18 protein-coding genes are annotated in these 17,061 nt (G+C 32.2%); 9 read left to right on the plus strand and 9 right to left on the minus strand.

Annotated elements, in window-relative coordinates; translation table 11 throughout:
• The first annotated feature begins 125 nt into the window (after positions 1-125).
• Positions 126-776: a MerR family transcriptional regulator gene (locus DFR54_RS06940; RefSeq protein WP_114289613.1), complete on the plus strand. Its 651-nt coding sequence runs from the start codon at positions 126-128 to the stop codon at positions 774-776.
• A 121-nt stretch (positions 777-897) separates the two neighbouring features.
• Here DFR54_RS06940 and DFR54_RS06945 read toward each other — a convergent pair whose 3' ends face one another.
• Positions 898-1,218 (minus strand): hypothetical protein, encoded by a 321-nt coding sequence (locus DFR54_RS06945; protein ID WP_114289614.1) that lies wholly within the window; start codon positions 1,216-1,218, stop codon positions 898-900.
• 153 nt (positions 1,219-1,371) lie between these two features.
• Between DFR54_RS06945 and DFR54_RS06950 the strand changes: the two genes are divergently transcribed.
• Positions 1,372-1,737 carry a hypothetical protein gene (locus tag DFR54_RS06950; protein ID WP_114289615.1) on the plus strand — a complete coding sequence of 122 codons (366 nt, stop codon included), beginning with the start codon at positions 1,372-1,374 and terminating at the stop codon, positions 1,735-1,737.
• 104 nt (positions 1,738-1,841) lie between these two features.
• Here DFR54_RS06950 and floT read toward each other — a convergent pair whose 3' ends face one another.
• Together floT and DFR54_RS06960 are read right to left on the minus strand one after the other, a co-directional pair.
• On the minus strand, positions 1,842-3,305 hold the full coding sequence (gene floT / locus DFR54_RS06955) for a flotillin lipid rafts scaffold protein FloT (protein ID WP_114289616.1): 1,464 nt from the start codon (positions 3,303-3,305) through the stop codon (positions 1,842-1,844).
• A 15-nt stretch (positions 3,306-3,320) separates the two neighbouring features.
• Positions 3,321-3,842 (minus strand): NfeD family membrane protein, encoded by a 522-nt coding sequence (locus DFR54_RS06960; RefSeq protein WP_114289617.1) that lies wholly within the window; start codon positions 3,840-3,842, stop codon positions 3,321-3,323.
• A 274-nt stretch (positions 3,843-4,116) separates the two neighbouring features.
• On the opposite strand from DFR54_RS06960, the gene DFR54_RS06965 reads away from it, so the two are divergent.
• Together DFR54_RS06965 and DFR54_RS06970 are read left to right on the plus strand one after the other, a co-directional pair.
• Positions 4,117-4,569 (plus strand): LytTR family DNA-binding domain-containing protein, encoded by a 453-nt coding sequence (locus DFR54_RS06965; protein WP_114289618.1) that lies wholly within the window; start codon positions 4,117-4,119, stop codon positions 4,567-4,569.
• Positions 4,554-4,964 carry a hypothetical protein gene (locus tag DFR54_RS06970; protein WP_086341278.1) on the plus strand — a complete coding sequence of 137 codons (411 nt, stop codon included), beginning with the start codon at positions 4,554-4,556 and terminating at the stop codon, positions 4,962-4,964. Before DFR54_RS06965 ends, DFR54_RS06970 begins: the two co-directional genes overlap by 16 nt.
• Positions 4,965-5,014: 50 nt before the next feature.
• Here DFR54_RS06970 and DFR54_RS06975 read toward each other — a convergent pair whose 3' ends face one another.
• The gene (locus tag DFR54_RS06975) at positions 5,015-7,759 is read right to left on the minus strand and encodes an ABC transporter permease (protein ID WP_114289619.1); all 2,745 of its coding nucleotides are present in this window, start codon (positions 7,757-7,759) and stop codon (positions 5,015-5,017) included.
• A gap of 11 nt (positions 7,760-7,770) precedes the next feature.
• The gene (locus DFR54_RS06980) at positions 7,771-8,472 is read right to left on the minus strand and encodes an ABC transporter ATP-binding protein (RefSeq protein ID WP_114289645.1); all 702 of its coding nucleotides are present in this window, start codon (positions 8,470-8,472) and stop codon (positions 7,771-7,773) included.
• A 163-nt stretch (positions 8,473-8,635) separates the two neighbouring features.
• Here DFR54_RS06980 and DFR54_RS06985 point away from each other — a divergent pair, with 163 nt between their 5' ends.
• The 3 genes from DFR54_RS06985 to DFR54_RS06995 are packed head-to-tail and all read left to right on the plus strand — an operon-like array spanning position 8,636 to position 10,290.
• Complete coding sequence (locus DFR54_RS06985; RefSeq protein WP_114289620.1) at positions 8,636-9,301, plus strand: DNA/RNA non-specific endonuclease; 666 nt, start codon at positions 8,636-8,638, stop codon at positions 9,299-9,301.
• Between the two features lie 12 nt (positions 9,302-9,313).
• Complete coding sequence (locus DFR54_RS06990) at positions 9,314-9,691, plus strand: hypothetical protein (protein ID WP_114289621.1); 378 nt, start codon at positions 9,314-9,316, stop codon at positions 9,689-9,691.
• 14 nt (positions 9,692-9,705) lie between these two features.
• Positions 9,706-10,290: a Type 1 glutamine amidotransferase-like domain-containing protein gene (locus DFR54_RS06995; protein WP_114289622.1), complete on the plus strand. Its 585-nt coding sequence runs from the start codon at positions 9,706-9,708 to the stop codon at positions 10,288-10,290.
• A gap of 44 nt (positions 10,291-10,334) precedes the next feature.
• On the opposite strand, the gene DFR54_RS07000 is transcribed toward DFR54_RS06995, so the two are convergent.
• Together DFR54_RS07000 and nagA are read right to left on the minus strand one after the other, a co-directional pair.
• A complete protein-coding gene (locus tag DFR54_RS07000) occupies positions 10,335-11,426 on the minus strand; it encodes a M24 family metallopeptidase (RefSeq protein ID WP_114289623.1) in 1,092 nt (363 codons plus the stop codon).
• Positions 11,427-11,487: 61 nt separating this feature from the next.
• A complete protein-coding gene (nagA, locus tag DFR54_RS07005) occupies positions 11,488-12,639 on the minus strand; it encodes an N-acetylglucosamine-6-phosphate deacetylase (protein WP_114289624.1) in 1,152 nt (383 codons plus the stop codon).
• 245 nt (positions 12,640-12,884) lie between these two features.
• Here nagA and DFR54_RS07010 point away from each other — a divergent pair, with 245 nt between their 5' ends.
• Positions 12,885-13,055, plus strand: coding sequence for a DUF2187 domain-containing protein (locus DFR54_RS07010; RefSeq protein WP_086341269.1), 171 nt, complete (start codon positions 12,885-12,887; stop codon positions 13,053-13,055).
• A gap of 73 nt (positions 13,056-13,128) precedes the next feature.
• Here the strand turns inward: DFR54_RS07010 and DFR54_RS07015 are convergent, their stop codons facing one another.
• Together DFR54_RS07015 and DFR54_RS07020 are read right to left on the minus strand one after the other, a co-directional pair.
• A complete protein-coding gene (locus DFR54_RS07015) occupies positions 13,129-14,346 on the minus strand; it encodes a pyridoxal phosphate-dependent aminotransferase (RefSeq protein ID WP_086341268.1) in 1,218 nt (405 codons plus the stop codon).
• A gap of 104 nt (positions 14,347-14,450) precedes the next feature.
• Positions 14,451-15,185: an acyl-[acyl-carrier-protein] thioesterase gene (locus DFR54_RS07020; RefSeq protein ID WP_114289625.1), complete on the minus strand. Its 735-nt coding sequence runs from the start codon at positions 15,183-15,185 to the stop codon at positions 14,451-14,453.
• A 354-nt stretch (positions 15,186-15,539) separates the two neighbouring features.
• Here DFR54_RS07020 and zwf point away from each other — a divergent pair, with 354 nt between their 5' ends.
• A complete protein-coding gene (gene zwf / locus DFR54_RS07025; protein ID WP_114289646.1) occupies positions 15,540-17,054 on the plus strand; it encodes a glucose-6-phosphate dehydrogenase in 1,515 nt (504 codons plus the stop codon).
• The last annotated feature ends 7 nt before the right edge of the window (positions 17,055-17,061 follow it).

A 17,061-nucleotide genomic window follows, 5' to 3' on the forward strand; every position in this document is an offset into this window, starting at 1 on the left:
TCCTTTTCTTAAATATGATTATACTAAATAAACAGACTTATTCTAAATTTATTTAACTAATATTGTTGATTCTCTTGACTCTCCTCAAAGGTAAGGCTTGATAATAACAGTAGAAAGGAGAAACTATGGAGACACTTTACACAGTTAGTCAGGTAGCAAAAGAAACAGGAGTGACTATTAAAACACTTCACTACTATCAAAAAATCAATTTATTATTACCAACAAAAATTGGCGAAAATGGGTATAGGTATTATTCAGAAAATGATATCAATTTTCTACAAGAAATTCTTTTGTATCGAACTATGGGATTTTCACTAGAGGAGATAAAAGAACTTTTACTAAAAGATGACCACTCCACTAGAATTCAAAGACTTGAGCATCAATTAGTAGTTCTTAATGATTCCATTGAAGAAACAAAAATTATGATTAATACAGTTAATGCCTCATTAGTAGCAGAAAGACAGGGACTACAAATGAAACATGAAGACATGTTTGAAGGAGTTAACAAAGAAGATGACTCCATTTATAGAAGTATGCAAAATGTGACTGTTATTTTAAGTAAACCATTTACTTTTATTTTCTTTATATTTGGAATATCTTTATTTATTTCTGGTACTCACACTTTAATAGCTGGTTCTAAAGCTGATGAATTTATCTTTGATTTATTCTTTACAATCTTAGGATTCATAACAGCAGCTATTTCTTTTTACAATCTCTTTTTTGTCAGCACTAAAAAATTACTTAATACAATTAATAAACCCTATATAAAAAAATAGTCACCTAGTGATAGGTGGCTATTTTTATTTAGTCATCCAATATTCTGCATTTTCTAAATTAGGAGCTTCTCTTTTAATTTCCTGAAACATAAATTCCATGTACTCTTTTTTAGATTTCCTACTAAAACATTACTCTAAGAATACTTGCAATAATGCCTAAAACCAGTTCCAGCATCACTAACGAAATAGCTCCGAATTCTAATTTTTTAAGTGGTTTTCTTTGATAAAATATAACGATAAATCCAATAAATACAAATAAACCGAAAATATCCACTAATAAAATCGGCACATACATTTCTTTCCATAATAAAATAATCTGAATCATAATATTAATTGGAACAATACCTAATAGTACCTTTTCTAATTTTGTTTCTACATATACTGTTAGATAAAAAAAAGAAATAATTGCTAAAATGATCAAAACACTTGAAATGATCTCCATAAAATAAGCCCCACTTTTCTTTTAATAATAGTTTATAGCTTAACAAAGATTTGAGATTTAATAGGTTAAATTTCCTAAAAGCCTTAAAAGATATCCTATATGAGAACTCTTTTATGCTATCCTTGAAATATATCTATTTAGGAGAATCCATTTATGTTAATTTCAAAGTCAATGATAAATCATTTTACTCGTTCTTTTTCAGATGAAGATACTGTTATTTGTTATGCAGATTCTCAAACCTTGTCAGGTGCAAGTAATAAAGCCATTTTAATAATGAATCATTCAACACTACATATCTTATTTTTTAATGTAACTCTTTCCAAAGTTATCCAACAGGTCGAATTATCTTTTACTGACTTTCATGATGAAACTTTTTCAAATAACCCTTTTGCTCTTAGCTCTACTTGGTCTTTTTATATAGGCAAAAGTAAATGGCGTTTTCGAATCATGAAAAAAATTCTGACACTAGGTGATATGCAAAAAGAATTTATCATTCGAATACAAGAAAAAATAAGGTGATTATATAAAATTAATACAGATGATTCCTTACCTTCTTGACATTTATTTTATGAAATTATACAAAAAAACCTGTGATATACAACTATCACAGGTTTTATAACTAATTAATTATCTTGATGTTCTGTAAAGTTAACAACATTTTTTGAGCCTTTGGATGCAAAGCTTTCTAATAAATCTTTCACATCTAAGCCGGTTGTTTCTTTAAGTGTTTCTTGAGAAGAAGCTAAAAGGTTGGTTGCATAGTTAGTAATTTTGTTAGCTCCACTATCTTTACCACCTTGTCCTGTATCCACAACAGTGATTTTTTCAATATTTCCAAGTGGTTGAGAAGCTTCTTTAACAAGGTCTGGTAACATATCAAGTACCATACTTAAGACAGCAGCTTCACCGTATTGTTTGAATGCTTCTGCAATTTTTTCTTTCGCTTCAGCTTGAGCTTGACCTTGAGCTAAAATGGCATCGGCTTTAGCTTGTCCATCCATACGAACTTGAGCAGCGTTGGCTTCAGCCATAGCTTCCACACGGAATTTTTCTGCTTCTGCTTCTGCTACTTCTTTTGCTTTCATCGCTAAAGCTTCTTGCTCTTTAGCATAACGATCCGCATCGGCTTTTTTCTTAACTTCTGAATCGTATTGTTTCTCACGACGAGTAATTTCTTTTTCTTCTAACTCAATTTGTTTTTGACGCTCAATAACTTTTACTTCCATCTCTTGAGCCACAACTTTTTGTTGAGCTACTGCGCTTTCCAAGTTATAGGCTTGGTCAGCTTTGGCTTTTGCAATATCTTGCTCTTCTTTATAAGCAGCTAGTTTTAATTCTTTTTCTTTAGTTGCTTCAGCAATCTCAGTTTGACGACCAAGTTCAGCTTCTTGAGATTCTTTTTCAGCTTGAGCTTTTTTAATACGAGTTTCTTTTAATGCTTCCGCCTCAGCGATTTCAGCATCACGTTTTACTTGAGCAATACGTGGTTTACCTAATGAATCTAAGTAACCATTTTTATCTCTTACATCTTTAATAGTAAATGATACAATAATAAGTCCCATTTTTGCTAAGTCAACACTGGCTACTTCTTGCACACTTTGACTAAATTTATCACGGTTTTGGTAAATTTCTTCTACAGTCATTGATCCTAAAATCGAACGTAAATGACCTTCTAAAACTTCACGAGCTTCGTTTTCTAACTCTTCACGCGTTTTGCCTAAAAACTGCTCAGCTGCTGTTGCAATTTCTTCAACAGAAGAACCGATTTTAATAATTGATGTTCCATCAGCCATTACTGGTACACCTTGTTCAGTATAAACTTCAGGTGTAGATACATCTAATTTACTTGAAAGTAAACTTAAACGATTCGAACGCTGGAAGACTGGTAAAACAAAAGCTCCTCCACCACGAACAATTTTTAATTTATTTCCAGAGTCATCCTTATGAACATTTTTTGTTCCTAAATAACTCCCACTTATAATTAAAGCCTCATCAGGTTTAGCTGTTTGATATTTAGAAACAAATACCACTAACAACATTAATAAAATAATCCCGACTAAAACAAAAGGTACTAATAAAACTCCCATTCTTACTCTCTCCTTTTAAATGAAATTTTCATGATACGGTACGACGTAACAAATACGGTCTTTAATCTCGATGATTAAGACCTCCCCACCTGCAGCAACTTCTTTTTCTTGTGGTTCATAATAGGTTGCTGGTCTAGTGATACTACCTGTGACACTTGATATTTTAATTTCGCCCATTCCTTTTAGAGGAATCGGTGTGATAACGGTTGCTTTTCTTCCTTCAAAATCTCTTTCAGACACAGAAATACTAGACTCTGAATTTCGAAGAGGCACTAGGATGTAAAAATTCATTAAGAACACAATAATTGTGGATAATCCTCCACTAATTAAGAACACAACTAAGCTACTTAAATCAAAGAACTTTTCTCCTACAATACCGATTAAAGACGTAAAAGCGAGCCACGGAATAATTAACATTGGGTCAATCGGTCCGTCAAAATCAAAAATATCTCCAAAAATAAATAAAAAGATTGAAATGACAGTACATCCTATTAAAACATACAAATAAATAGTATCTAATGGATAACCTGCTATCAAAACCCCTCACCTCTTTTCTTACTACCTACCTCTTATTTTACCAATATTAAACACAAAATAATAGCAATTTCGGTAGAATCCGTCTTAAGACCTAGTAAAATCAGACAAGACTTAGAATGATTCCACCAAAGAAAGTTTTTTATCAAAATTTTTAAACAAGATTGTATAAATAAGTCTTGTTTGCAACTAAAGATAACTTTTTTGCAACTAACTAAATTTTACTACTCATCTATTTGAAATCTTGCTATTCTGTGTGTAAGGAGGCGGAACATTCATGAAAATAAACTTCCATTGGAATAATGAAAAAGCTATTGACGAGGTCGACCTGATCAGTCACCCACACAATAAAGAACAATTATTAAAATTAAAGGCAAGCTTAGAGCAAGAAAAAACACTACTTGTGACTCATCCAAGTAATAACCGCAAACAATTAATACCAATCAGTCAAATAGAAGCTATCACTTCTTTAGGACATTTAACAAAAGTTCTAACAATAGAAAACGAGTTCTTTTTTCTAAATAATCGTTTAAAAGAACTTAACTATTTAGAAGATAACGGCTTGTATCAAATTAATCAATCAACATTGATTAACCTCAAAGAGATAAAACTTTTTCAAACTGAAAAACATGCTCGTTTAGAATTAATTACCAAAACAAATCAACACTATTTGGTTAGCAGGCATTACGCAAAAACAATTAAGGAGAGATTATTATGTACAAACAATTAAAACAAAACTTTATTCAAACAACTTTAGGAAGTATTTTATGGTTTTCATTTTTAGCTAGTCTAATCTTTTATAATAAAACAGTTCCTTTTAACTTTTTATGGCATATCATCGGGATTGGACTTTTATTTGGTATTACTTTTGGTCTTGTTTATCCTTATTTTTGGAAATATGCTACAACTGGTGCTACGACTAATATTATTTTGAGTACAATTATAAATCTTTTATGTGGTCTTTTAGGCGTTTACTTATTTTCAACTGAAATGTTTTCTTTAATTACTCCCTATATTTGGCTAGTTACTTTATTAACGTTAATAGGACATATCATTGCCTTTTACTTTTACTCAAAACACGAAAACAAACAACAAGCAAAAAAATTAAATCAATTATTATCATAAACTAAAAAGAATTTGAGACATAAATAAAAATTTATATCTCAAATTCTTTTTTATTCAGTTGATTTTAACGCTTCAATCATATCGACTTTTCTAAGCCTTCTATGCATAACAAACATCACAACAGTTGAAAATAGTAATGTTAATATAGCTGAGTAGACATAACTAATAAAGTGAATATCTGGTGGGAACATCATTAAATCCACCTCAGCTGTTTTAATAACAAATCCGTGCAGTAATTTTCCTAACACACATCCTAACAAAATACCAAGAAGAGTTAAAATATTATTTTCTCTATAGACATACATCGTCACTTCTTTGTCATAAAAACCTAATACTTTAATCGTTGATAACTCTCTAATTCTTTCAGAAATATTAATATTGGTTAGGTTATAAAGTACAATAAAGGCAAGCATTGCTGCTGAAATGATTAACACCCAGACCACAATATTTAAACTACCCATTGTGTCATCCATAGCTTTTCCAATTTGACTCGTAAAGCTAACATTAATAGCTTTTTTAGTATCCATTAATGTTTCTGCTAGTTTTTCTTCCTCTGATTCAGTTAATTTCTTTTTGAATTTCAATAAATCAACGTTGTATTCAGGTGCTTTACCAAATGTTTCTTCATAGAATTTTGGTGTCATGTAAATAAAATGCATAGCATAATTTTCGCTGATTGCTTTGACTTTTAAGTCTTTAATTTCATCATCAGCTGTTTTGATTGTTATCAAATCACCAGATTCAACATCAAATAGGTTAGCTAATTTTTCATTAATTATGACTCCTGTATCATCTAACTCATATTTCTCGTCAGTTTTTCGGTTTTTAAAAACAATAAAATCTTTAAAGCTTTCAGTGTCTTTTGGCGTATCAATAACTACTTCTTGCTTGGTGTAACCTTTTTTAGTTACTTCCACTGTTTTTTGTGACAAACCTAAATGATTAGATACTTCTTTTAAGTCATCTCTAACTTTCAAATAGTTCTGGCTTTCTTCGTCCGTAGCATCAGGATTATAAGTCACAGTTGCATCATATTGCCAAATTTTAGAAAACTGTAAATCGACAATATCACCAATCGAATCTTTTAAACCAAATCCAGTAATAATCATCGCCATACAACCAGCAATTCCTAAAACAGTCATTAACATTCTTTGTTTGTATCTAAAAAGGTTTCTAGCTGTTACTTTTTGATTAAAATTAAGTTTTGACCAAATAAATGGTATTTTTTCAAGTAAAATTCGTTTTCCTGGTTTTGGTGCTTTCGGACGCATTAAAACTGCTGGCGTACTAAGTAAGTCTACACGTAAAACCACCATTGCTGATACTAAAGTACAAACAAGAGCCACAGCAACTGATTGAAGCGAGTAACTTGTATAGTAGGTAATAATAACTGAAGGCAAATTATATAGTGAGCCATACGCATTAAAAATAACTGTTGGGAATACATTAAACCCAACTACTAATCCTAATAAACTCCCAATAATACTGGCTAATGTAGCATAAATAATAAATTTTTGAGCTATCTCAAAATTACTATAACCTAATGCTTTTAGCGTTCCAATCTCACCACGTTTTTCATCAACCATCCGTGTCATCGTAGTTAAACAAATTAGGGCTGCAATCATGAAGAAAAAGACTGGAAAGACTGTTGCAATTGATGAAATACGGTCTGCATTATCTTTGTATTCACTATAAGCAGGATTTGTATTTCTATCCCTGTACATATACTCAGGTTTAGCCAACTCTTTTAACTCATCTTCTTTTTCTTTCAAATCTGCCTTACTTTTAGCTAATTTTTCTTCTTCTGTTTTAAGCTTTTCATCTTGCTCATTTAAATTATTTTCCGCAGAAACTAATTGTGCCTTCATTTCTTCTGGGATAGGTTGCCCCATAGATTCTGCTAAAGTTAAGCTATCTTTTTGAGTTGCTAGTTCTTTTTTTCCTTGCTCAATAGCATCTCTAGCACTTATTAATTCTTTTTCACCATTAGCTATTTTGTCACTAGCTTCTGAAATTGATTTTTGACCACCTGCTTGGATTTTGTCATATCTTTCAGTAATTCGTGAATCCAGCTCGTTCTCTAATGCTTTTTGATTTTTCTCGACTTTATTTTCGTAGTTAGATGTATAACTAACTTCATCTTTTGTGTTTTTATAAGAGATATAAATTTCCGTCCAAACATCCATTTTAATGTCTGACTCTGGGACTAATCCAAATAAATCAATTGATCCTTTTCCAACGGTTGTATTACCTCTTGAAACTTGGTCAATATATAATGGACTTTTTACAATCCCAACAATAGTGTATTCACTTTGACTTAAATTATCTTCATCATCTAAAGTAATTTTATCTCCGATTTTATACTTTTTAAGTTCAGTAGCTCGGTTATCTAAAGCAATCTCACCACTTTTTTTCGGTAAACTACCTTCAACTAAAACAGGATTATTTAATCTATTTTTGTTATCCACATCATAAGACATTAATCTAAAAACTAAATTTTCTTTCTTTTCGACAACATCTATTGTATAACTACCTTCTGCTTGTTTAACATTCTTGTTATCTTTAATTAGCTTCAGGTCTTTATCCTCTAAACCATATGTTGAAACAACTTTTGTGTCCATTAGTTGTTGTTTTTTGTAATAAGTATCCGCTGTATTAATCATGTCAGGTCCAGTTGCTTTAATTCCTGCATAAAAACAAACACCTAAAAAAATAATTAATAAAATAGATAGAAATCTTGCTTTTGACTCAAAAATTTCCCGCGTATTTGATTTTCTGAGTGCTTTTTTATTCACTTAAAAACCTCCTACCATTCAATTTCATCAACAGGAATTGGGCTTGGATTTAAATCCATACTTCTAACTTTAGCATCATTAATGCGAATGACTCTGTCAGCCATTTTAGCAATTTCTGAGTTGTGAGTAATAACAATTACTGTTGTTTTGTATTTGCGACATGTATCTTCTAAAATTTTTAACACTTGTTTTCCTGTTTCAAAATCTAGAGCTCCTGTTGGTTCGTCACATAATAATAATTTAGGATTTTTAGCTAAAGCACGAGCTATAGCCACACGTTGCTGCTCTCCTCCTGAAAGTTGGGCTGGGAAGTTTTTAACACGGTGACTTAAATTGACCATCTCTAAAACCTCATCGACATCTAATGCTTGTTTTGATACTTGTGAGGCTAACTCCACATTTTCTCTGGCAGTTAAATTGGGAACTAGATTGTAAAATTGAAATACGAAACCTACATCAAGTCTTCTATAGGTTGTTAATTGTTTATTGGTGTGCTTAGCAATATCAACACCATCAACAATAATTTCACCCTCATCACAACTATCCATACCACCTAGAATATTTAATACTGTTGATTTACCAGCACCACTAGGCCCTAATATCACGACAAACTCCCCTTCTTCAATAGAAAAAGAAACGCCGTTATTAGCAACTATCACGTTATCTCCCATGTAATATCTTTTATAAACATCCTTCACTTCTACAAAGCTCATCATGACACCTCTCTTATTTTCCATTATCTCCTCCATTATAACAAAAGAAATGTACTTTTTTGTGAATTCTAACATAAAGACAAGATTCCTTTTAAATCGAACTCTTGTTCTACTCTTCTTTATCACGTATAATAGAATCGTAGTAAATTCTTAGGAGGTTCATATGGCAAAAAAGCGTCAACCACAAAATAAATTTAATCCTGCAACTGCCCTAATCGGTTTAATAGTTGTTTTAGGCTTAGCCTTTTCAGGAATGCAATTTCCTGAAATTTTAGATTTTCTTCTTGGAACAGAAACTAAAATTGAAACAAAAGAAGCACCCAAAAGTCAGACTGGAGATAATCCTGGCCCTATAGAACATGGTGCGGCAACTTTTACCAAAGAAGAATTAAAGGATAATAAAAAGGGATGGATTCATTACGGAGAACTAGATTCTCTAGGTCGCCCAACAGCAGCTAATGCTTTAATCACTCCTAAAATGGTAGGTACAGGAACAGGAGCTTCTCAAGAGATTAGACCACCTGGCTTTATTTCAGGTTTAGATCCTCATAATCATTCACGTGGTCATTTAATTGGTAAGCAGCTTGGAGGTACTGGGGAAGATTTGAAAAACTTAGTAACTTTATATCAAAATCCAGTTAACACGCCTTTCATGACAAAATATGAAAATATGGTACGAAAAGCTGCTGATGACGGGGAAACTATTCGTTACCGTGTGACTCCAATTTATGAGGGAGACATTGGTATGCCAACAGCTGTTTTAATGGAAGGTAAAAGTTTACACTCTGACATGATTAATTTTAGCGTTACTATTGAAAATAAAAAGTAAGGTGGAACTCTTATGACAATAGATGAATTAGTTGCACAACAAGCGTTTCAAACAACTTCAGATTTTTTAGATACTCTAAAAAATAATAATATTACTGATATCAATGAGTACTTACTATTTAATTTAAATGATAGGATGAAAGAAGTATTATTCACTAATATTGATTTTTTAGCTGATGACACTCTTTGGAGCAAAGAAGATTTAGAAAATTTTGAAGTGATTGCTAAAACAATAGATAATGACTATCTACTGAGTCAAGGTGACACTTCTTTAATTATTCCTTCCTCTTTAAATAAAGCTGATTCAGAATCATTCGACTTACCAATTTGGAAGCTTTTAATAGAATTTGAAGAAAAAACTCTTCCAACTAACATACTAGCACTTGATTAAAAGGAGAAAAAACAATGAAAAAACTATTTTTAGCTTCAAGTTTTGCTGATACATACCAATTATTACCTGATTTTGTGGGAGAAGAATTAACAAATAAATCAGTCGTTTTTATTGATACTGCTAGCCACACAGAAGAACGTAAAAGCTATGTTGATAAAGCTCGTATTGCTTTTGAAGACTTAGGTTTAACAGTTATCTCTGGTGATTTATTTGCACCATCTATTAAAAGTGATATTGAAGAGTGTGACTATATTTACATAGCAGGTGGTAATACATTTTACTTAATGCAAGAGCTTAAAAAAAGTGGTGTGGATCAATTAATTATTAATCATGTCAATCAAGGGAAAGTCTACATTGGTGAGTCTGCTGGCACGATTATTATGTCTCCTAATATAGAATACATCAAAGAAATGGATGATATTACCCAAGGCCCTGAATTGACGGATTACACAGGATTTAACATAATTGATGTCTATCCACTTCCTCACGTTGGAAATAAATATTTAAATGATGCTGTAGAAACAATTAAAGAAAAGTACAGTGAAAAAATTAATTTACATCTTTTTTCAGATGAAGAAGTTTTATTAATCAAAGAATAAGCAAAAGACGCATAGCATAATTTCATGCTATGCGTCTTTTATCATTATCCTAAAACTGTTAACTCTTTTGGATAATGATTTAATAATTCACAACCCTCTTCCGTTGCAACAACTAAGTCTTCAATTCTAACGCCAACTTCACCTGGTACATAAATACCTGGTTCGATTGAAAAAATCATACCTGGTTGAACTTTTTTATGGTTAATCGCTGATACATCCCCTGCTTCGTGGCATTCCATCCCAATAAAATGGCCTGTACGATGAGTAAAGTATTCTCCGTAACCTTTTTCAGTAATATAATCACGAGCTGCTGCATCTATTTCTGCAAAAGTCACACCTGGTTTAACTTTAGCAATAGCACGCTTATTGGCTTCAAGAACTGTTTCATAGACTTCACGACTTTTATCTGGTACTTCTTGATAGAAAAATGTTCTTGTCATATCTGAGCAGTAGCCATTTTTAACGCCACCAATATCTAAAATAATACTGTCACCTTTTTTGACTGTTGATTCATCATTCATATGATGAGGATCAGCTCCATTAGCCCCGTAAGCTACGATTGGATCAAATGAAAAACCTGAATTTCCAAGATCTTCATAAATATCACCTAACCGTTCTGCCATCTCAACTTCTGTTAAACCTAAAGGAATTAAGTCGGCTAGTAAACCAATGGCTGTATCGTTATCTTTAGAAACATCTTTCATTAAGTTAATTTCTTCAGTTGATTTGATTCCACGAATCTCATCTGTAATATCTGAACTAAAGAAATAATGACTATAACCTTTTCCAACTTGTTTCATTAACCCAAGTAAAAACTCTGCTGTCCAATATTTATCAATTCCAATTTTTTCTTCATAATTTAATTGATTAGCTAAGATAGCAATTCCTTTACCCTCATCAGTATCATCAACTGCTACAATCGGCATATTAATTTCTGATTCTAAAACTGGGAATAAGCGATTAATAACAGCCACATGTTCTCCATTTGCTTTAAAAATTAAAGCAACAAGCCTTTCACCTGGATCAATCATTTTTCCTGTTAAATAATAAATAGTCATTGGATCAGACACGACTAATTGCGTTTGATTTAGTGTTTTCATTTTACTTAATACTTGATTGACTCTTTCTTGATACATGGTTATAATCCTCCTCTTAGTAAAAAAAGGTTGACCAATTAGGCCAACCTAGTTGCTTCTTTTATTGTACTTGATAACGGCACTTACCGTCTAGATATGTTGCTTCTAAATCTAATTTATCTGATAAAACGATAAAGTCAGCTGCACGTCCGCGAGTAATGCTACCACAGACATCTTCCATTTTACAGCTAACTGCTGGTACATAAGTTGCCATCATAATAGCCTCTTCTGGTGTGGCAATTCCCCACTCAACTACGTTTTTCACAGCTTCTTTTAGACGTAAAATACTTCCTGCTAAGTTTCCTTCTTCCATTCTAGCAGTTCCGTCTTTTACAACTACTGGGAATTCACCTAACATATAGTTTCCATCAGGCATTCCACCTGCCATCATACAGTCAGTAATTAATGCCACATGCTCGTGCCCTGCTTTTTCCATTAAGATTTGAGCAGCATCAGGGTGTACATGATGACCGTCACAAATTAATTCAGAGAAAACATGTTTTAAATTCATAGCTGCTCCAACCATTCCTGGTTCACGGTGATTTAAGCCGCGCATACCGTTAAATGCGTGTACAAAAATGCTAGCTCCACATTCAACAGCTTCAGCTGCCTCATCAAGAGTTGCATTACTATGGCCAAGTGCTACAACAACACCATTATCTGTCACTTCTTTTACAAACTCAGAAACACCTTCACGCTCAGGTGCTAAAGCGATTTTTTTAATAATCCCACCTGAAACTTCTTGCCATTCATTAAACACATTAATATCTGGATCTGAGAAATATCCAGGATTTTGTGCTCCTTTGTACTCTTCTGTAAAGAAAGGTCCTTCAAAGTAAATCCCTTGAATTTTCGCTCCCTTAACATCTTGATAAACTTCACCAATTGTTTTAGCAACAGCTGTTAGTTGCTCACGACTTGATGTTAATGTAGTTGGTAAGAATGACGTTACCCCGCAAGATAATAAGTCTTCTGACATTTGTTTAATACCTTCTGCATTATTATCCATTACATCATTGTTTTTGAAACCATGAATATGAGTATCTACTAAACCTGGTGCAATCCATTTGCCAGTGTAATCAATAACTTCTGATACATCACTTGGTTTTTCTTTCGTAATTTTACCAAAGACACCATTAGTAATGTCTAAATAACCTGGTCCTTCTATTCCACTTGTTAAGAAAAATTTTTCTGCATAAATGACTGTTTTCATCGACAAAACTTCTTTCTTTTTAAATTTACCTTTAACCTATCACTAAATTGAAAATTCGTCAAGGAATGGTCTATACATAAAATAAAAGCGGCTTCAATAACCCTTTATAAAACACTATATAAGATATATTAGCTTTTTTTAAAATAAAAGACTTTTTTTATACACTTTCTGTGCTATAATAAGTCCATTATTAAGACTATTAATAATTTTTTATGACACATTACATTTAGATAGGAGCATTACATTTGGAACTTAATAGCACCGTTACTTTCGATTGGGAAGGAACACAATTTGAAGGCACTATTGAAAAAGAGTACGAAAACTCTGTTCTTATCAGTGTTATAAATCCTTCAATGGAAATTAAAGACAAATATTTAGGACGATTAGTCGTTAGTAAAAAAAGTGTTTCAGCTTAATAACATTAAAATAAAACCGCCAAGATATTTAAATCTTGGCGGTTTTATTATTCACTTTCACAGAGTTAGTTCATTACTTCTGTTTATAAGTTGAAAGAAAATCTGCTAAACCTTTAGTAGTTGTTTCTAACTGATCCATTTTCGGTAAATACACAATTCTAAAATGATCAGGTGTCATCATATTAAAACCTCTCCCATGAACTAGTAACACATGTTTTTCATGGAGAAAATCTAATACAAACTGTTCATCATCACGAATGTTGAATTTTTTAGTATCTATTTTAGGGAATATATAAAAAGCTGCTTTTGGTTTTTTAGCTGTTATCCCTGGAATATCATTTAAAGCATTGTAGATAAACTCACGTTGCTCATAAATTCGCCCACCAGGAAGTAACAGCTCATCTACACTTTGGTAACCGCCAAGAGCTGTTTGAATAATTTGTTGCGATAATACATTAGAACATAAACGCATTGAAGCTAACATATTTAAGCCTTCAATATACCCTTGAACATGTCTTTTCTCACCACTAATAACCATCCAACCACATCTAAATCCAGCTACGCGATGTGATTTTGATAACCCATTAAAAGTCACAACACATAAATCAGGTGCTAAAGTTGCGATTGAAACATGCTCTAATCCATCCATCACTAAACGGTCATAAATTTCATCTGAATAAATAATTAATTGGTGCTCACGAGCAATTTTTACAATCTCTTCTAAAACTTCTTTTGGATATAAAGCCCCAGTTGGGTTATTTGGATTAATTAAAACAATCGCTTTTGTTCGACTTGTGATTTTACTTTTAATATCCGCCATATCAGGGTACCATTCAGCTTCTTCATCACACACATAATGAACTGCATTTCCACCAGCTAAGGTAATAGATGCTGTCCAAAGTGGATAATCAGGCATGGGAACTAAAATTTCATCTCCATTATCAATTAATCCTTGCATTGACATAGAGATTAACTCACTAACACCATTTCCTGTATAAATATCGTCAATTCCTACATTTGGAAATCCTTTAAGTTGGCAATATTGTTGAATCGCTTTTCTAGCTGAAAAAATTCCTTTTGAATCTGAATAACCTTCTGATTCTCTAGCATTTGTAATTAAATCATGAATAATTTCATTAGGTGCTTTAAAATCAAAAGCTGCTGGATTTCCGGTGTTTAGCTTAATGATGTCAATCCCGCGCTTTACCATACGGTCTGCTTCTTCTAACACTGGTCCACGAACATCATAGCTAACATAGTCTAATTTAGACGATTTATTAAAATATTTCATACTTTTTTCCTCCCGAGAAAATCAGTTTAACTTTTTATTAAAATACTCTTATCCCTACTATTTTGCAAGTGTTTTCTTAATATCTAGTATTCAAAAGTTAAATCTTAATCTTTTTTTACCCATTTAATATTAGCTTCAGCACTTACTTCATTTTTTGAGGTAATTGAATGATAGGTAGTGTTCCCATCTACTAATTGGTAACCACTTGTCACGTCATGTCCGTAAAGAACCTCTTTATTAAATTTAATGGCAATTTTCTCAGGATTGTGACTTTCTAAAAACTCACCTTCTAAGGCATCTAAAATCCAATCAAGGTAAACAGCATTATTAACATGTTGATTCAAATCAATATCAAAGTAACGAACGCCATAAGTTTTTTCTTGATTAATTTCTGTTACAGGTAGAATTTTTTCACCGCGTTTAATGCGTTTAATTTTTTCTGATTCAAAGGGTGCAATAATAGCTTCGTCTACACTTCCCATTTTTCTCTCATGTAAATCCATAATAGCAAAAGTGGTACTCATAAAAGCACACTCGTTGCCTTCTTCGTCATGAACCCAAAAATGACGGTAGCAGAAAAATTTATTATAACTTTCAGCTTCAGTTGTTAGTTTAATTGTTTCGTGAGCCTTAGGTAGTCTTTTAATGTCAATATCATGTTGTAAAATTATCCAACCAAGGCCAAGGGAAGCCATGTATTCATCACTTACTCCTAAACTTTCACTTTGAGCTCCTGAGATTTTGATAAGCATTTTTACTAATGTTGAAATTTTTAAATACTGAGTTCGATCGCACTCATAGTACGGAATTTGATGTATTTCTGAATATTGTTTTGCCACAGGAACTATCCCCTTTTTTTATTATTTAGTCTAGCATATCAGAAAAAAGGTTGTGACAACAGTGTCTGTTTTCAAGAAATATATAAGATTTTATTTATATTTACTTACAAAAATCTTCAAAATTTATCTTTTTTTTCAGTAGAATATACTTTTATAGCAACCTTTTGCCCTAATTTTACTTTTTCTAACGTCAGTTGTTTAATTATATCCCACTTCTTTGATTTTTTCTAAATTCTTTACTGAAAAAATTTGAAAAGCACTCGAAATAATTGCTTTGTGTGGACTTTACAAGTAGAATATATAATGAATATTATTCAAGGACATTTCATTATTGTTAGGAAAGTAGGATCTGCTATGGTACAAGAAAATAAAGCATTATTTATTATATTTGGAGGCACTGGCGATTTAGCCAAAAGAAAACTTTATCCTTCTTTGTTTAGACTATTTAAAAAAGGAAATATTCGTAAGCATTTCGCTGTCATTGGAACTGCTAGACGTGAATGGTCAAACGAACATTTTAGAGAAGTTGTTGCAGAATCTATTGCTTCACTAAATCCAACACAAGAAGAACTAACTGAGTTTACAAGTCATTTTTACTATCAAGCACATAATGTTGATAACACGAGTGAATATCAATTATTAGGTAAATTAGCGGATTCTTTAGATGAAACTTATGATTTAGATGGAAACCGTTTATTCTACTTAGCAATGGCACCACGTTTCTTTGGTACTATTTCTAAACATATTAAATCAGAAAATATTATGACTGAAAAAGGCTTTAACCGTTTAATCATTGAAAAACCATTTGGAACAGATTATAACACTGCACGTGAATTAAATGATGCCATTGCTGGAAGCTTTAATGAAGAACAGATTTTCCGTATCGACCACTACCTTGGAAAAGAAATGATTCAAAATATTTCTGCTGTTCGTTTTGGAAACAATATTTTTGAGTCTCTTTGGAATCATAAATACATTGATAATATCCAAGTTACTTTAGCTGAGTCTGTTGGTGTTGAGGAGCGTGGTGGTTATTATGACCAAAGTGGCGCTCTAAAAGATATGCTTCAAAACCATATTTTACAAGTAGTTGCTTTACTTGCTATGGAACCACCTACAGTCTTTTCAGAAGAAGCGATTCGAACTGAAAAAATTAATGCTTTAAAATCAATTCGTATTTACAATGAGGAAGAAGTAAAAGAAAACTTTGTTCGTGGTCAATACGGAGTGGGTGAATTAGGTGATCAGACATTTGTTAGCTATAAAGATGAACCTGGTGTGAGTCCTGATTCGCAAACAGAAACATTTCTTGCTGGTAAATTTATGATTGATAACTTTAGATGGTCTGGCGTACCTTTCTATGTTCGTACTGGAAAACGTATGACTGAAAAAGGAACGCGTATTAATATTGTCTTTAAGTCAACACCTATTAATGTCTTTAGAGAAAACAATGACTTAAATAGCCAATTACCAGAAAATGTCTTAACTATTTACATTCAACCAACAGAAGGTTTTTCATTAACTCTAAATGGAAAAGAAATGGGCGACGGTTTTAACATTGATCCTGTAAAACTTGATTATCGTCATTCTCAAGAAAACTTATACAACAGTCCAGAAGCCTATGAAAAATTAATTTTAGACTGCTTAAAAGGGGACGCAACAAACTTCACTCACTGGGATGAAGTAGCTAACTCTTGGAAGATTGTTGATATTATTAGAGAAACTTGGGATAAAGGTGACGTTGATTTCCCTAACTACTCTGCAGGTTCAATGGGACCAGATTGTGCCTTTAATTTACTTGCCAAAGAAAATCGTCAGTGGATTTGGCATCCTGATACTTGGTACAAAGAACAAGGACTTTTAAAATAGAGATAAA

The organism is Vagococcus fluvialis (assembly GCF_003337315.1).
In the GTDB taxonomy this organism is placed as follows: domain Bacteria; phylum Bacillota; class Bacilli; order Lactobacillales; family Vagococcaceae; genus Vagococcus; species Vagococcus fluvialis.

Excerpts from the sequence above, each read along its gene's own strand:
- floT (WP_114289616.1), bottom strand. The coding sequence starts at position 3,305 with ATGGGAGTTTTATTAGTACCTTTTGTTTTAGTCGGGATTATTTTATTA.
- DFR54_RS06945 (WP_114289614.1), bottom strand. The coding sequence starts at position 1,218 with ATGGAGATCATTTCAAGTGTTTTGATCATTTTAGCAATTATTTCTTTT.
- DFR54_RS07015 (WP_086341268.1), bottom strand. The coding sequence starts at position 14,346 with ATGAAATATTTTAATAAATCGTCTAAATTAGACTATGTTAGCTATGAT.
- DFR54_RS06965 (WP_114289618.1), top strand. The coding sequence starts at position 4,117 with ATGAAAATAAACTTCCATTGGAATAATGAAAAAGCTATTGACGAGGTC.
- DFR54_RS06985 (WP_114289620.1), top strand. The coding sequence starts at position 8,636 with ATGGCAAAAAAGCGTCAACCACAAAATAAATTTAATCCTGCAACTGCC.
- DFR54_RS06990 (WP_114289621.1), top strand. The coding sequence starts at position 9,314 with ATGACAATAGATGAATTAGTTGCACAACAAGCGTTTCAAACAACTTCA.
- DFR54_RS06980 (WP_114289645.1), bottom strand. The coding sequence starts at position 8,472 with ATGAGCTTTGTAGAAGTGAAGGATGTTTATAAAAGATATTACATGGGA.
- nagA (WP_114289624.1), bottom strand. The coding sequence starts at position 12,639 with ATGAAAACAGTCATTTATGCAGAAAAATTTTTCTTAACAAGTGGAATA.
- DFR54_RS06950 (WP_114289615.1), top strand. The coding sequence starts at position 1,372 with ATGTTAATTTCAAAGTCAATGATAAATCATTTTACTCGTTCTTTTTCA.
- DFR54_RS06940 (WP_114289613.1), top strand. The coding sequence starts at position 126 with ATGGAGACACTTTACACAGTTAGTCAGGTAGCAAAAGAAACAGGAGTG.
- zwf (WP_114289646.1), top strand. The coding sequence starts at position 15,540 with ATGGTACAAGAAAATAAAGCATTATTTATTATATTTGGAGGCACTGGC.
- DFR54_RS06970 (WP_086341278.1), top strand. The coding sequence starts at position 4,554 with ATGTACAAACAATTAAAACAAAACTTTATTCAAACAACTTTAGGAAGT.
- DFR54_RS07000 (WP_114289623.1), bottom strand. The coding sequence starts at position 11,426 with ATGTATCAAGAAAGAGTCAATCAAGTATTAAGTAAAATGAAAACACTA.
- DFR54_RS06995 (WP_114289622.1), top strand. The coding sequence starts at position 9,706 with ATGAAAAAACTATTTTTAGCTTCAAGTTTTGCTGATACATACCAATTA.